This is a genomic window from Leptolyngbya sp. FACHB-321 (assembly GCF_014695975.1).
GTDB lineage: Bacteria > Cyanobacteriota > Cyanobacteriia > Leptolyngbyales > Leptolyngbyaceae > Stenomitos.
In genome coordinates, this window is record NZ_JACJPI010000023.1 from 22,126 (window position 1) to 36,127 (window position 14,002).

Sequence of the window (14,002 nt, forward strand, 5' to 3'; positions counted from 1 at the left end):
TATCGCTCACCTAGCCTTAAAGTGATTGTAAGATAGGTCATCCCACGTCTTGAAGCATTCATGTTGGTTTAGTGGATGCAGGAGGATGAAATAGGGGTGGAGTCGCTTCGTAGCGATCAGGACATCGTACCAGAGCAGATAATCAGCCTCTAGCTTGTCCTCCAGGCGTTGTGCCAATCGTCGCTCCTCAGGAGCCATGCGCTGGGTACAGGTGCTAAAGGCAGGAATCAAGGTTGCCATTACTGTCTGCCAAGTCTTTGGTTTACTGTGCGTATGCCCAAAGCGCACGAATGAATATAGGCAGGCAGTGACGGCAATACTTCTACGCCAGAAGCGCTCGCTACGGGTGGTTTAGATTAGAGGCAGTCTTCGTTCGTTTTATGTCAAATTTACCCTTCAATCCCACACTCTACCTGCTGTTCAACCTGCACTGTCTACTCGGCGGTATGGCAGCTGTCGTCGCTGCATGGAAGGGGTACAGTCTCGGTCGGTGGCTAATCTGGGGGTTGCTCGGTGGTACAGGGGCCCTGATTATCTCAGTGGTTATGCCGCGCCAAGCAAAGCAATGAACCAACCCCCTACCTTTCGCAAGCTGCCAGAGTGCGATCGCTGCTTGTTCTATACCAGCGCTCCTCAGTTATGCTGTGCTGTTCACCCAGAGGGCGCTAAAGCTGATCGCTGCCTTGATTTTCGGGAAGACACGACAGCAGCGCACCGTTGGAGCCAGTTTTTGGGCTTGCAGTGGGTGAGCGGCGAGGATCTCATGGACTTTGCGCTCCGTTATGAGCATCCCTTCGATGACTGAAACTCCTGGCTCCTATGCAGGCGAAAACATTCCTCAACCGTCTCACCGTCTCAGCCGGGTGGAACAGATGTCACTGCTCATGTGGCATCTGTTGTTTACGGGCAAATGTCCTCGTTGTGGGGAGGCGATGCTTAGGCTAATGTCTCTCCTCAACAGCAGCATTGTAGGAGCTGTGAAACGGATGCTGCTAGATAGCCAAAGCAAGCGACATAGGGTCAATCTCTGGGTCTACAGTGAAGTGACCCTACAAGCTGACCTCCGTCGCGTTGCGGCATCCGGTCACCGCGATCTAGATGAAGAAGCACGTCAGGCTGATTCCCGCATGGCTGCTGAAGCTCAGTGACTTCAGCAGCACCTCGTCACACAAGAGTTAGCTTGATGGTTCAGCCTCCTTCACAGCATCGCAGTGAAACTAAGTGAGCCGCTGTGCTGCCCACTGGTTGAGATCTTGACGGTTGATGGCGGCTGCCATCAGATCGGGGAAGCGATCAGGTGTACAAGCAAACGCAGGGATACCCAGAGATGTCATGAATTGAGTGTTGCTATGGTCATAGCAGGGTGCGCCATCATCATTAAGTGCCAGCAGGGTGATGAATTGAATTCCTGAAGCAACGAGGCTACTGATGCGCTTTCGCATTTCATCCTGATTACCCCCTTCATACAGGTCACTAATCAACACCAGAATCGTATCCTGTGGTTGACGAATCAGCCCTTGGCAGTAAGCTAATGCCTGATTAATGTCAGTGCCGCCTCCTAGCTGAGTTCCAAATAAAACCTCAACGGGATCTTGCAGCAAGTCAGTCAGGTCAACCACTACCGTGTCAAACACAACCATGTGGGTTTGCACTGCCGGAAGCGACGCCAAGACGGCACTAAAAATTCCGGCATAAACAACGGAGGTTGCCATTGAACCACTCTGATCCACGCAGAGAATGATGTTTCGCAGGGCAGAACGTTTGCGTCCAAAGCCGATCCGAGTTTCGGGAATGATGGTGCGGTATTGAGGCTGATAGTGTTTCAGGTTAGCGCGAATCGTGCGATGCCAATCAATTTCATGATGGCGGGGACGACGATTCCGAATAGAACGATTGAGGCTACCCAGGATTGCTTGTCGAGTTGGATTTTCAAGTTTACGGATCAGATCTTCAACAACTCGTCTGACCACAATCCGAGCGGTTTCTTTTGTCTTACCGGGCATTACCCCACTCAGAGACATCAGGTTGGAGACCAGATGCACATCGGGTTCCACTGCCTCTAGCAGTTCTGGTTCCAATAACATTTGGCGCAGGTTCAGCCGATTCAAGGCATCCTGCTGCATCACTTTTACAACCGAAGTGGGAAAGTAGGTGCGAATGTCACCCAACCAACGCGCTACTTTAGGAGAGGAAGCCCCCAGTCCACCTTGACGATCGCTATCGTAAAGCGCACTCAACGTCTGGTCGATCGCTTGATCTGCCCCTCCTAAACTAAAGCCGTCACCTTCCATACCATTGCCGTTGGTTGAACCGCAAATGCCATCCGCTGCCCCACCGAGGATGAGCCGCCAGCGTCTCAATCGTTCTGTTGAAGAAGAGTCTGTCATGGTGCAATACCAAGTAATTGAGCAACAAGCGGGAGAACGGTATCGGCGCGATCGCTATCAAACGAACCCGCTTTGACGAATACAGGGGTATGACTATTTCCCTGCCGAACTCGCTCTCCCATCTGGCGGCGTTCAGGGGTAGCAAAGGTAGAAAAGGTGCGACGCAACAGCGGCAAAATTGCAGTAAACGTCTCACTCGATAGCTGCGTCACCCAGTCGTCTAAAACTTGCCAAAGCGTTGGATTGTGGAGCAGCAACAACCCACTGCCTGCCAAAAATCCTTCAATCCAGGCGGCAGCTTGAGCAGGTTCGCTGGCAGTTGAGAGTGCCAATCCCAGTCGTCGTGCCGTATCTTCTGGCTCAAAGACTCCGGATTCAAAGAGTAGGCGACAGCAGCGCCCTGCCACCAGCCCATGTAACCCCTGCTGGTCTACCAGTTGAAGGAGAACCTGTTGCCACATTTCTAAAACATCAGATTGTTGGAGAATCGCGATCGCTCCATTCACGTCGTTTACCTGCTGATGCATTTGAGTTGCGGCATCATCATCCAGAGAAGCCGCAGCAATCGGTAGACCAATGCAAACGCGAGTGATCAGCCCGTTAACGACATGCCCTACCGTTGTCGTTTCAAACTGACGCACTGTACCGTAGCGCATCACATTCACTAGAGGAGGCAAAGCATTCATCAGATGTGCCATATCGCTTGCCAGAGCAGCTTCTGATTCTAGACATTTCATCAGGTGAACGATCGCTTGGGAGAGGTTTGCCAGCAGGGTTTGATCAATCAGCTTGGTGAGGTCAGGTAGGTTGGCTTGATTGGCACGATCGCACGTCCAGGTCGTGGCAGCCGTCTCAATCGTATTGCCCCAGATTCCTGCCTCAATCAGGTGAATGGCAAACTCTGGTTGCCACTGGAGCCGCCAAGATTCGCGGAAGGTACCTTTCGTGTTACCTGTATACTGTTGCCGTCCCCAAGGGACCTCCAATAGGTTTAGCCGATGTAACAGGTGCGATCGCTCTAAATCTAGAGGTTTACGAAGATCGAGATCTAGAGTTGTTTCTGTTGCTGCTGGTTTAAGCCGCAGTCGCTTCTGCTGTCGCTGTAAATCCTGTTGTAGGGGAATCATTGGGGTTTCGGCAGGAACCTTACCCAATCGTTCACCTACGATGAGCTGATGATGAATCAACTGCATTGGCAGTGAATCACCAAAACAAAGAACCGTCTGGGTCGCTTCATTTAATTCAGGCAGACCCGGAAGGGGACGATCGCGCAACGCTGCTAGTGTTTCAGCTAATCGAACCGCTTCAATGACGCTGGCGGAAGAGGCATCCAGGTCTTGTTTTCGCAGCAGTCGAGCAACTTTCGTCATCCAGCGAATCGAGGTGTGGGAGGGAGTGGGGGTTGGGGAGTGGGGGCTAGGAGTTGGATTAGCTGATGAGTCTGTTTCCCTTAGCCTATCCCCTGTCCCCCATCCCCTATCCCCTATTCCCCTATTCCCCACCTCCCACAAATGCTGATACCAACCAGGAGATTCAATGCCTGCTCCGTAGCCACTGCTAATCGTCAATCGTCCATATGTCCAGGGAACCCAGGTCGCTTCAACCTTAAGTTTTGGGAGTCCCTTTAGCAGGGCAACATCTTCTTTGGCAGGTGGCATCGTTGCTAAAGCAGGCGCGTGCCATGCGCCACAGACAACGGCAATTCGTTGAAACCCTTGCTTTTCTGCTTCGCGGATGGTCTTCCGCATGTAGGCTTCCCGATGGGGTTCTAGTGGGGAGTGGAGGTTAGGAGGTGGGGAGTGGGGGTTGGTTTCAATGTGCGATCGCAGCACAGTCATCGCTTCTAAAATGGCAGCAAACAACTCTGTGCTATCCTGCCGTTGTTCGACTAGATGTTCCCACCAACGTTCACCATCGCTGTATCCTGCTGCTTGGGCAAGAAGGCATAAGGGATCATCATAGGGATTAGGAGCGAGGGGTTGGGGGAGTGCTTCTAATGATTCTGTTTCGGTCTCTCCATCCTCCGGCGGCTGTTCTTGATTCGCGAATTCCTGTTCCTTATCTTTCCTTCCCATTGCAAACCGGTGAGTTTGGGGTAAATCCATGAACCGGACAGGAATCTGCTGAGTCAACCCATAGTGAATGGCTTGCCATTCTGGAGAAAACACTGCAAAGGGGTAATACGCTGCCTGCTGAGGGTTTTCGGGTGAGTAAACCAGCAATGCGACAGGTGGGCGCATTTGAGGATCAATCAGCAGAGGTAAAACTGCCTCTGCATCGGGCGGTCCTTCCACCAGTACAATATCTGGCTGAAGTTGCGTTAACGCCTGACAAAGACTGCGAGCAGAGCCAGGTCCATGATGACGAATTCCAAAAACGTGGATTGACATGGGGAGTGCCTCTAGAGCATCGCACGGCTAGCGCGATACAAATCTTTCCAACCGTCTCGCTCTTTGACAACGGTTTCCAGATACTCCTTCCAGACAACCTGATCCTGTACAGGGTCTTTTACAACAGCTCCCACTAAGCCAGACATCAGATCACTAGCCGTTAGAGAACCATCCCCAAAATGAGCCGAGAGGGACATTCCACTGTTCACAACTGAGATTGCTTCGGCTGGGCTGAGTGTTCCTGTGGGAGATTTGAGTTTTGTTTTGCCATCAATGGTGATTCCATCTCGCAATTCTCGGAAGATAGTAACTACTCGCTGAATTTCTTCCAGAGCCGGCACCTCGGCAGGCAGTTCTAATGCGCGTCCCAGGCTTGTCACTCGTTGTTGGACGATGCTGACTTCTTCTTCGATCGTGTTGGGAACGGGTAGAATCACTGTATTAAACCGGCGTTTAAGGGCACTGGAAAGTTCATTGACACCACGATCGCGATTATTAGCTGTGGCAATTACGCTAAACCCTTTGGTTGCCTGCACTTCTGTATTCAGTTCAGAAATCGGTAATGTCTTTTCAGACAAAACGGTAATCAGCGTATCCTGCACATCAGAAGGAATGCGCGTCAGTTCTTCCACACGAGCGATTTTTCCGTCTGCCATTGCCCGCATCATGGGACTAGCAACTAACGCCTCCATTGAAGGACCGTCTGCCAGCAACCTAGCATAGTTCCAGCCATACCGAATGGCTTCTTCACTCGTGCCAGCCGTTCCCTGAATCAGCATGGTGGAATCACCGGAAACTGCTGCTGCCAAATGTTCAGAAACCCAGGACTTGGCTGTACCTGGAACGCCATACAGCAGTAAGGCGCGATCGGTGGCAAGGGTTGCGATCGCCACTTCCATCAAACGACGATTGCCAATGTACTTGGGAATTACTTCAAAACCATTGTCCAGTTTGCCTCCCAGCAAGTAGATTGCTACTGCCCAAGGGGAAAGCTTCCAATTTGGCGGACGTTGGCGTGTATCGACTTTTGCCAGTTCTTCGAGTTCGTGAGCAAATTGCTGTTCGGCGTGTTCGCGGAGGAGAGAGGAATTGGGAAGTGGGGGTTGGGAAGTGGGAGTTGGGAAGTGGGAGTTAGAGGATTGAGATTTAGATTTTGTTGCCATGATAATTGCTCTACCGTTGATTTGTTCTGGTTGATTGTGTTGCCGACCGATTGACTTCCTACTCCCTAATTCCCTGTTTCAAATGCTTGAGATATTTCTTTGCGAAATTCTAGTAACGCTATTAGATCATTCATGCTGTTCATCCAATGAGAATCATTAGCTAGCCTTGCACGTAACTGAATGACTTCTGAAGTGAGGCTAACTGGAATAAAACGAGCAAATTCTTTGAGAGCAGATCTGAGTTCCCAATCAGAATTTGAAAAAGTTTTGTTGTTGTTCAAATGTTCCTCTAATCCATCCAAAACGAGACGAGCTAAGTCAAAGCTCCACGGTTGGGAACTAGAACGAAGCGACCAAATGACTAAAGAATCATTGATGCTTCTATGAAAAACCTGGAACAGATCAATTAAAAGAGCATCACGTTGATCGGCAGACAGCGCATCAATCAAGGCTTCAGTACCAAGGTCAACGAGCACCACATCTCTACTAATTGATGTTTGTCCGGTAAACCAAACTCTAATCACTTCCTCCAACCATTCATGGTTTCCCTGACGCTTGGCTGCTAATGCAAATCCATCAAGCAAAACATTCTGCCATTCATGGGATTGGGCTAGCTTGACGATTTGCTGTGGTGACATCTGCCATTGCTCAGTCCAGGTGCTCAGAGGGGTTGCACTAAGCATTTGCAAGAGCCACCAACCTTTTTCCCCGACCTTATTATTTACGGAGGACAATGGTTTTAGTTCAAACCCAAATTGAATCAGCGTTTCATCTAAATAATCGGGTAGTTGCACATGTAAAGACGGCATCTCGCGCTCAAGTGAGAGATAGCGACAAGTATGTTTCGTTACCTGGTGACACAGGCGAGAATCGGGCAGACTCGCGAGTAAATCCACCGCAACTCGTCGAACTTCTTTACTACGATCACCCAATCCATCTTCTAAAAATGGCTCATCTGCCATGCTTAATCCAACATGGAGGGCTTCCAGAAATTTGGCACGATCGCTTGCTGTTTCTTGCTTCCAGGTTGATTGCAGCAACTCTCTGACGCGATCAGGATTGTGCGATCGCAGATTTTGCAAATAGAGTAATCGGGCTGATGGAGTTCCTGTTTCCCAGTCTGCTTCTGTGGTTAAAGCTACTGCATAGTTCCAATTAGGATTCTGTGCTGCTAGCCACCGTCCTCGTTGTCCTAAAACAGACAGAATCGCTGATCGCAATTCTCGTTGCTGTCGTCCTTTGTCTAACAAAGATGGAAGCAGCATTTCAGGCACACGCTGTCCAGCGATCGCAGCTTTCTCTAACCACTCGCTCAACAAATGCGGAAACTGTCCCTCAAGGATTTGCTGCAAATGACGCGCAGCACGAGGACTGCACCGGGGAAAATCGTCTGATGAACAAGATTTTACTTGAGTCACCGATCTCACTTCGGGAAGCCATCCAACGCGCTGATGTATTGAGACAATGCCAATTGCAGAAAGAAGTGCCGATTCGTTGGAGCAATTGCCCAGTTGAGACAAGCAGGTTCCTAAATCACCAGAGATGCTCGGTATCTGAAACGGTTGCCGTTCTGTACCCAGCAGGGCAGCAGCAGCGATCGTCTGCCAGGGAGAATCAGTTGCCAAAACCATAGTAAGAATCCTCTACCCAAATGCTCAATACAGTTAGAAACGCCCCATCCCACTCACCAAACACCGAGAGGGGATATCCTCCACTTAGGGCTAGGAGTTGCCATGCTTGAGTTGCTTCCATTCGGCGTGAGAGGGACAACACGACACCCTGTTGATCTTGCAGCAGCCAGCCCTTCTCCTCCCGCCGTGGAATCACATCTTGCAGCAATAGCGGGAACCGTTCTAGCCAAGGACAATTTGCCAATGCCTGACTGTAAGTGGCGATCGCCTCTGCAATCGACTCCATACCGGGTGGGGGTTTTGGGAGAGCAGCCGCTTCTTGACGAGTTTTGATTAGCGCCCGCAAAGGATATGCACTGGGATAAAATACCAACTCCGCTTCCAGACACGTTCCTGGTAAAAGGCTTTGCTCAAGCGGCTGCTGACTGTGGGCAAAATCCAGCAATAGGGCAAAGGTATGAGTGGCAATTCCGTAGAGCCAGGTTCGCCGTGCCCGCAACCGTTCCTCCTCCTCGGTGCGTTGCCCAACTACTAGCCACAGATCTGCCTGAGCCTGCCCAGCCAAGACCTCCTCTTGATTAAGTGACCAGCCAATTTGAGTCCGCAGATCGGCTTGTACGGCAGCAGGCAGGGTTTCAATCCGCTCAAAGCCTTCGATCAGCAGATACAGCCGCCCCAATCGCTCCAGCACGAGATCGCTCCAATCTGCACCCGTGTGAACAATTCCAGCCAGTTCTCGTAACTGTCGTGCCAGACCGGGAGCCTGAGCATCGACCATTCGGGCAGTGATCGTATCCCACATCTGATAAGATTCCTGCGGCAGCGTTGCCAATCCCTGCCGCACTCGATCGTCTAACCATAGGCGCAATTCTTGGATGCCTGCACTCACCTTACGCTGCCGTTCTGCTGCCCGCTTGGTTTGTGCGATCGGATCGGCTGCCTGTTCCTGCCGTTTCGTCTGCTTTTCCGCTTGTTTCTCCGCCCGCTGTGATCGGCTGGCTAACCATTCTGCAACCCAGGCAGGGGGATCTGTCTCAACCATCTCCCCCGGTTGCTCTGCTAACAACAGGAACAGTCCCAACCCATGCTTGCAGGGAAATTTACGGCTGGGGCAGCTACAACGAAACGCAGGTTCGCTCAGATCAATCTGTGTCTGATATGGATTTTTGCCACTTCCCTGACACTCACCCCAAATCACAGACTGCTGCTGACCTAAAGAAATCCACTTTTGACGAGTTGCCAACCCACGCCCACTTTTTGCAGAAGCTGCATCTGGTGCCAGCGCTAATACCTGATCTGCTGTCCATTGGGCAGGCATAGAAACTCCCCGTCAAACTCATGCAATATCCCAACGCCTTCGTAACGTTTTCGGCTGAGGTGTGTCATCCGTATTCTTACGAAGTATCTGGTTCAAATGTACTATATAATATTACAAGAGTAAATTGCTGGAATTTCCGCCTTATGTCATTAGATAGGATTCCGGATGCTACGACTTGTTAAATGTCGCTTTTGGTTTTGAAGGAGAACGGCAAAGCAGTTTCCCTCTAGAGGAGATCCCCATAGCTTGTGCCGCTTGTTTCTCAAATGGGGAGAGATACAATAATCTACGCCTGCTTATTTAGTTATCAAACGAGTAAGCGTTAACGAGCGAAAGAGGCAATCAAATCAATGAGTGAAGAGATTCTAAAGAACATTAACTCAACCTATGTTGTCCTTAATGCTGGCAATGCCATTCCAGTTACGGTAAGTGATCGTTTCTACCAAGATTTGGAACAACAATTTGGAGACTTTAAGGGAAAGCGATTGGTCTCACACCACATCTTTGAGCAAGACTGGAATAGCTGGGAAATGCATCCAGCCGGAGAGGAATTTGTGTGCCTGTTATTCGGACAGGTTGATTTTGTTTTAGAGCAAGACGGAAGTGAAAGAATAGTCTCTCTCAATGCTCCTGGTGACTACATTCTCGTGCCGTCTGGGACACGGCACACTGCTAAAGTTTATACACGAAGTTCTGTGTTGTTTATTACGCCTGGCGAAGGAACTCAGCATCGATCTCACACAATATAGCGAACACAGATTTGCATTCTCCATTTAACATTCAGAGGCAGGTGCAGATTGACTTGATGGCGGTCTCTCCGCAGGGAGAAGGATGCGAGATTCTGTTTGAAGACTTCAAGCTGGTGCTGCCGGGCTAAAGTTGCTGAGATGATTGGTCAGAAAGGCTTGCCACTCCTGATGATAAGTCTTCTTCTCTGATTCAGGCAAAAAACTTGCTTCTAGCGTGTTCAAGTTTAGCTGCCAGAGTTCGTCCCAGGAGAATCCTTGTTCAGCCAGCGTGAGATACTCATGCACCAGATTCGTTTTGAACATCGGCGGATCATCTGAGTTCAACGTGCAATACAACCCTGCATCTACCAGTTGCCGAATTGGATGAGGTTGATGGCGTTCGACAATGCCTAAACAGTAATTGCTTTGTGGGGATACCTCTAATGGGATTTGTAGATCGCGCAGTTTCTGTACCAACGCATCGTCCTCTAAACAGCGAACGCCATGTCCAAGCCGCTCAGCCTTCAAATGGTCCAAAGCAGCCCAAATACTCTCGGCTCCAACTGCTTCCCCAGCGTGGGCAACCACTCTCAATCCTTGCCGCCTTGCCTCTGCAAACGTTTCAGCAAACGCTTCAGGTGCGTAACCTTTCTCCTGCCCAGCCAATCCTAAACCAACAACAAGTCCCATGTCCTGTCCCTGTAAGGCGCATTCTAGGGTTTGCCTCTGCGAATCTGGACTATGACGGACGATCGCCGCAATAAATTTCACTCGACTACCATATTTCGCTTCACCATTGGTTGCCCCCAGGCTCAAGGCTTCGAGCAACTCGGTATCTGTCAAACCATCAGAAGCCAAAGCAGTGCCAAAATGAACTTCACTGTAACGAATATTCTGTTCAGCCTGGTGTTGCAGAAATTGCTCCACTAGAAAAACATAATCGTCTGGCGTTTGCACACATTGACGAGCAATGGAATACACCTCAATAAAGTGAGTGAAGTCTCGAAACTCATAAAACAATTTCCACTCCCTTAGAGAACTCACTGGTAATGCTATCCGGTTGCGTTGAGCGATTCGATAAATGGTTTCTGCATCAGCTGTACCAATTAAATGAGTATGAATTTCAACCTTCGGCATCGCGCGCAGGCGTTTGGACATTTGGTTCATTTCGTAATTCATTCGCATGAGTTCCCTAATTAGTGCGCTCTAGAAGCTGTTTGCCATAATCCTTACAAAGATAGCGTTGCTTGTTGTAGCGATGCCCGTTCTTCGACAAGCAGTAACGAAAGTCATGACATTTCATGACTTTCGTTACTGCTTCATCCATTAACTTTGGCTCTACATAGGGTGCTAGATAGATGACTAGTAAAGCTTTGAGTTCTTCGTAGCGCGATCGCCGTTTACGCTCCTTTCCCCATTAAGGCTTGGAGGAGTAGGGCATTGTAACACTGATGCACCGTTTCGGCGAGGTGTTCACTTTTCTCAACGGATAAAGCTGGATTCCACTGCCGCAAGAAAGCTGCATATTGCTCCATCAACTGACGATTGAAGATCACCAGCAATTGGCGTGACGACTATGAGCGCAAGCTGCCAGATTACGAAGAAATGGGCATCGCTGAATACTGGATTGTCGATTATCTCGCGCTCGGAGCCAGTCGTCACATCGGTTCTCCGAAGCAGCCGTTAATCACCGTGTACCAGTTGCTTGATGGCGAGTATCAGTTCATGCAGTTTCGTGGTACTGAGCCAGTACGATCGCAGGTGTTTCCAAACTTGAGCTTGTCGGTTGACGACATTATTGCAGCCTTGCAGCCGCGCCAAAAGTAACGAAGTGCTGACTTGCTGACTCCTTTGAGTGTCCGACCAGCTTTCAATCGCTTAGTGATTGAGTACCCCAGGGGCTTTGTCTTAGAAATTTAAAGCAGTATGTTGAAGATCGAGGCAGTAGCACATAGGTTAACAACTCGAATAGAGCAGATTTATGAGATTAGTTATGAATGATGAAGGATGCTTCATAGCGGCTCGTTTGGAACGTTATGTGCCAAGATTAGACGGCAAATACTGAAAATCGAGGAATTCGGTATGAATGGTAAGTGTCTTTGCGGTGCAATCACTGTCCTAACGCCAGACAAAAAGAACATAGATGCTTGTCATTGCGGGATGTGTCGGCGATGGGGAGGCGGACCAGCATTAGGTGTAGCTTGTGGCTCAGATGTGCAAATAGACGGCGTTGATAAACTGAAAGTGTACAAGTCCTCAGAATGGGCTGAAAGAGCGTTCTGTGGTGAATGCGGTACGCATATTTTTTACAGGTTGCTGGCTACTAATGAATATTTTGTCCCAGCAGGCCTTTTTCAAAATGAAATTGAGTTTGAGTTTAAGGAGCAAATCTTTATAGACGTGAAACCTGGTTACTATGAATTTGCCAATCAAACCTTAAATATGACAGAAGCAGAAGTATTTGCTAAGTTTGCGTCAAGTGAGAATATTGAAGGCACATAACAATGGCGCTGCACCGGAACCCCCTATTCAGTTGACTAAGTAGCAAAGATTATCTGCATTCAGTGAGCGCGGACGTTAGGCATGATAAATTGTATGCTTAGAAACTGTATGGCAATCAGAAAATCATAGCCCTACAAAGTATTTTCAGTTCCAGACTCGACACGCTGAGTCATCTCTTAGAGGTTTCAGAGGCCCTTTCCGCAGACAACTTAGAGGTTCTATTGCATTGCCGCATCGCTCCCGATATGTTTCCTTTCAGCACACAGATAGCGTTTGGTTGCAATCAGCCCTGTAACTTCGCCTTGTGCTTAGGACAATCGGCAAATAAGCCTCTTCGACCGGAACTTGGCATATTGTCACTGTCTATATAGGTCTGTGGCTTAAACATTGGTAAATTCTGAAGCGATCGTAAGTTGAGCAATGAAAGTTCGATCTGCCACTCCTGATGATGTATCTCTGATTTTCTCGTTCATCCAGAAGAAATCAGAATTTGACCGTAACATTGGTGCATTCTCTGGTGTGCTGCAAGTATCCGAAGACAAAATACACAAGACACTTTTCGGAGCAATGCCCTTTTCTTACATTTTGTTTGCAGAGTTTTCAGTGCATGAGGTTGGTTTTGCTTTATATGGTTTCAGGTACTCATCCTTTGCCGGTCAGCCGAGCCTTTGGCTTGATGATCTGTACGTAGATGACAAGATGAGAAGTCAGGGTGCAGAAGTTACGGAGCAGCATGGTAACCAATGTTTTTTGAGGTGGGTTCCGTGGGCAGATATACAGCTAGTCGATAAAGCGGACGGTTGAGAGGTCTTGGTGGAGTTGTCAAAGTTATCTACCGCCACTTATTGGGGCCGTTACGCCGCTGAGTTAGCTTGGGACGCGCTCCAACCTGAGCTAAGCTGATTGTTTTTCGCCCTCTGGATCAATAAGAGTGACAACGGGCTGTTGACCAGGTGAAAGCGCTCGGCTGTAGCAAAAGAATGAAGGATGAATCGAAGCCCTAGCTCAAAGGAAGTTTCAAGGTTTATGTCTGTCTTAACGTTGTCTTTGACTGCTATATGAGCCTGAAAATTCCTGCAATCCCTACTGGGACAAAAATGAGGTCACCGTTGCAGACCTGGATGGTTACCGAGTCGTTTTATAGAAGGCTGAGTGGAGCTTGTAGCAGCGCGATCGCAAAGCTAGAACCGAGTCGCAGCGCCTTAGAAAGCTGGCACTACATCACTCTGCGCCTGTTCTTACCAAGTTTCTTCAAAAAGATCGCTGGCTCCCTTGACCGAAAAACCGTCCAGACAGTATAGTAAAACTGTTGGTGTACCGTCTAGACGGCTTTAGAAAACTACTGCTGGTGTTCCTGTGGTTCCGATCAAAAAGTCACAAGTGCGGTCGCTTACCCATAGCACCTTGCTGCGTGCTGCTGCTCAGGTCATTCTCGACAAAGGTGTGGAGGCACTGACGCTCGATGCAGTGGCGCATCAAGCTGGAGTTAGTAAAGGCGGCTTGCTCTACCATTTCCCCAATAAGAATGCCTTAGTGGTGGGCTTAGGTGAGCAACTAATTCAAGATTTTGAAGCGGCGCTACAAGCGGAGTTTGACCAAGATGATGCACCGGGCACTCCAGGGCAGTGGGTCAGGGCGTATATTCGCTCGACGTTGCGGATGAGCAAACAGTCATTAGCGTTGATTGCCCGTTTGACATCGCTGATTGTAGAGATGCCGCCTGAGCTACTGCAGTTTGCTGAGGCGTATGAACAGCGCTGTCGGCAACGACTCGAAACTGATGGACTTGACCCAACCCAAGCAACCATTATTCAGTTGGCGATCGATGGCTTGTGGTTTTCGGAAGTGTTCCAACTGGGCGCACCCGATGAACCTCGTCGCGC

17 protein-coding genes are annotated in these 14,002 nt (G+C 49.4%); 10 read left to right on the forward strand and 7 right to left on the reverse strand.

Going from position 1 to position 14,002, the window contains the following annotated elements:
* Positions 1 to 6: 6 nt before the first annotated feature.
* On the reverse strand, positions 7 to 240 hold the full coding sequence (locus H6F76_RS02645) for a hypothetical protein (protein ID WP_190505685.1): 234 nt from the start codon (positions 238 to 240) through the stop codon (positions 7 to 9).
* Positions 241 to 380: 140 nt separating this feature from the next.
* On the opposite strand from H6F76_RS02645, the gene H6F76_RS02650 reads away from it, so the two are divergent.
* Genes H6F76_RS02650 through H6F76_RS02660 form a run of 3 tightly spaced genes read left to right on the forward strand, consistent with a single transcriptional unit; the run spans position 381 to position 1,148 of the window.
* The gene (locus H6F76_RS02650) at positions 381 to 569 is read left to right on the forward strand and encodes a hypothetical protein (protein WP_190505687.1); all 189 of its coding nucleotides are present in this window, start codon (positions 381 to 383) and stop codon (positions 567 to 569) included.
* Positions 566 to 805 carry a hypothetical protein gene (locus H6F76_RS02655; protein ID WP_190505689.1) on the forward strand — a complete coding sequence of 80 codons (240 nt, stop codon included), beginning with the start codon at positions 566 to 568 and terminating at the stop codon, positions 803 to 805. Before H6F76_RS02650 ends, H6F76_RS02655 begins: the two co-directional genes overlap by 4 nt.
* On the forward strand, positions 798 to 1,148 hold the full coding sequence (locus tag H6F76_RS02660; protein ID WP_190505691.1) for a hypothetical protein: 351 nt from the start codon (positions 798 to 800) through the stop codon (positions 1,146 to 1,148). Before H6F76_RS02655 ends, H6F76_RS02660 begins: the two co-directional genes overlap by 8 nt.
* A gap of 69 nt (positions 1,149 to 1,217) precedes the next feature.
* Here H6F76_RS02660 and H6F76_RS02665 read toward each other — a convergent pair whose 3' ends face one another.
* The 5 genes from H6F76_RS02665 to H6F76_RS02685 all read right to left on the reverse strand — a co-directional run bounded on the left by H6F76_RS02665 (position 1,218) and on the right by H6F76_RS02685 (position 8,889).
* On the reverse strand, positions 1,218 to 2,387 hold the full coding sequence (locus H6F76_RS02665; RefSeq protein ID WP_190505694.1) for a VWA domain-containing protein: 1,170 nt from the start codon (positions 2,385 to 2,387) through the stop codon (positions 1,218 to 1,220).
* The gene (locus tag H6F76_RS02670; RefSeq protein WP_190505696.1) at positions 2,384 to 4,777 is read right to left on the reverse strand and encodes a DUF5682 family protein; all 2,394 of its coding nucleotides are present in this window, start codon (positions 4,775 to 4,777) and stop codon (positions 2,384 to 2,386) included. The genes H6F76_RS02665 and H6F76_RS02670 overlap by 4 nt, the downstream gene beginning before the upstream one ends.
* 11 nt (positions 4,778 to 4,788) lie before the next feature.
* On the reverse strand, positions 4,789 to 5,940 hold the full coding sequence (locus H6F76_RS02675; protein ID WP_190505698.1) for an AAA family ATPase: 1,152 nt from the start codon (positions 5,938 to 5,940) through the stop codon (positions 4,789 to 4,791).
* 65 nt (positions 5,941 to 6,005) lie between these two features.
* Positions 6,006 to 7,571 (reverse strand): DUF5691 domain-containing protein, encoded by a 1,566-nt coding sequence (locus tag H6F76_RS02680; protein ID WP_190505699.1) that lies wholly within the window; start codon positions 7,569 to 7,571, stop codon positions 6,006 to 6,008.
* Positions 7,555 to 8,889 carry an SWIM zinc finger family protein gene (locus tag H6F76_RS02685; RefSeq protein WP_190505700.1) on the reverse strand — a complete coding sequence of 445 codons (1,335 nt, stop codon included), beginning with the start codon at positions 8,887 to 8,889 and terminating at the stop codon, positions 7,555 to 7,557. Before H6F76_RS02685 ends, H6F76_RS02680 begins: the two co-directional genes overlap by 17 nt.
* Positions 8,890 to 9,239: 350 nt before the next feature.
* Here H6F76_RS02685 and H6F76_RS02690 point away from each other — a divergent pair, with 350 nt between their 5' ends.
* Positions 9,240 to 9,638 (forward strand): cupin, encoded by a 399-nt coding sequence (locus tag H6F76_RS02690; protein WP_190505701.1) that lies wholly within the window; start codon positions 9,240 to 9,242, stop codon positions 9,636 to 9,638.
* A 105-nt stretch (positions 9,639 to 9,743) separates the two neighbouring features.
* On the opposite strand, the gene add is transcribed toward H6F76_RS02690, so the two are convergent.
* The gene (gene add / locus H6F76_RS02695) at positions 9,744 to 10,775 is read right to left on the reverse strand and encodes an adenosine deaminase (protein ID WP_242036492.1); all 1,032 of its coding nucleotides are present in this window, start codon (positions 10,773 to 10,775) and stop codon (positions 9,744 to 9,746) included.
* Between the two features lie 387 nt (positions 10,776 to 11,162).
* Between add and H6F76_RS02705 the strand changes: the two genes are divergently transcribed.
* The 6 genes from H6F76_RS02705 to H6F76_RS02730 all read left to right on the forward strand — a co-directional run.
* Positions 11,163 to 11,444: a Uma2 family endonuclease gene (locus H6F76_RS02705; RefSeq protein WP_190505705.1), complete on the forward strand. Its 282-nt coding sequence runs from the start codon at positions 11,163 to 11,165 to the stop codon at positions 11,442 to 11,444.
* Between the two features lie 255 nt (positions 11,445 to 11,699).
* Positions 11,700 to 12,119, forward strand: a complete 420-nt coding sequence (locus H6F76_RS02710; RefSeq protein WP_190505707.1) for a GFA family protein — start codon at positions 11,700 to 11,702, stop codon at positions 12,117 to 12,119.
* Between the two features lie 140 nt (positions 12,120 to 12,259).
* Entirely contained in the window at positions 12,260 to 12,490 is a 231-nt protein-coding gene (locus tag H6F76_RS02715; RefSeq protein ID WP_347275970.1) for a DUF1993 family protein, read from the forward strand.
* Between the two features lie 49 nt (positions 12,491 to 12,539).
* Entirely contained in the window at positions 12,540 to 12,923 is a 384-nt protein-coding gene (locus H6F76_RS02720; protein WP_190505709.1) for a GNAT family N-acetyltransferase, read from the forward strand.
* Positions 12,924 to 13,216: 293 nt separating this feature from the next.
* Positions 13,217 to 13,420: a hypothetical protein gene (locus tag H6F76_RS02725; RefSeq protein WP_206754316.1), complete on the forward strand. Its 204-nt coding sequence runs from the start codon at positions 13,217 to 13,219 to the stop codon at positions 13,418 to 13,420.
* 55 nt (positions 13,421 to 13,475) lie between these two features.
* On the forward strand, positions 13,476 to 14,002 hold a 527-nt coding region (locus tag H6F76_RS02730; RefSeq protein WP_190505713.1), incomplete at its 3' end, for a TetR/AcrR family transcriptional regulator.